A 628-nucleotide genomic window follows, 5' to 3' on the forward strand; every position below is an offset into this window, starting at 1 on the left:
ACAATTTTGCAGATAAAAAACAGTGGCGATTACCGAATATTAAAGAGTTAGTTACACTCACAGAGCGAGCGTGTTTCCATCCTTCGATGAATGGTACGGCGTTTGAAAGCGCATACTCGCTGGAAACTGGTGATTTAGGTAGCTATATCTGGAGCAACACGCCCGGCACCGACGCTAGACAAATCATGACGTTCGAAAGCGTGAATGGAGATGTTATTGGCTATTCTCCTGAGGCGAACCAGTTTTCAGTGTTGCTTGTCACAGACGAAGATTAATCGACAAGTGGCTGTTAAGACAATGACGTTAAAAAGCTCCGCATTTGCGGAGCTTTTTTCGTATTTCATTCAGTGTTTCGCATGTGTTTACACCACAATGAGTGATTACACTTGGAACTGTCTTAACTGTTGCTGCTGGTTTTCCGCTAGGCCAGAAAGCTCTTGAGCGGCAGCGGCGGATTGCGTAATACCAGTTACGTTCTGGCTCACCAGCTCATAGATGTTCGTTAAGTTGTTGTTGATATCAGCCGTGACCTGCTTCTGCTCTTCTGATGCGGTCGCAACTTGAGTGTTGATTGAGTTCAGATCGGCGATAGCATTACTGATATTAGCAAGTGATTGGCTAACTTCTT

The 628-nt window shown here is 44.9% G+C and carries 1 protein-coding gene and 1 pseudogene; one reads left to right on the forward strand and one right to left on the reverse strand.

The features are described 5' to 3' along the window. The coding region (locus tag R7Z77_RS26435) for a DUF1566 domain-containing protein (protein ID WP_318137181.1) at nt 1–275 on the forward strand (275 nt) is incomplete at its 5' end. 105 nt (nt 276–380) lie between these two features. Here the strand turns inward: R7Z77_RS26435 and R7Z77_RS26440 are convergent. Beyond that, nucleotides 381–628, reverse strand: a pseudogene (locus tag R7Z77_RS26440) (methyl-accepting chemotaxis protein); the annotation flags it as partial.

It is taken from the genome of Vibrio sp. 1401 (genome assembly GCF_033340295.1).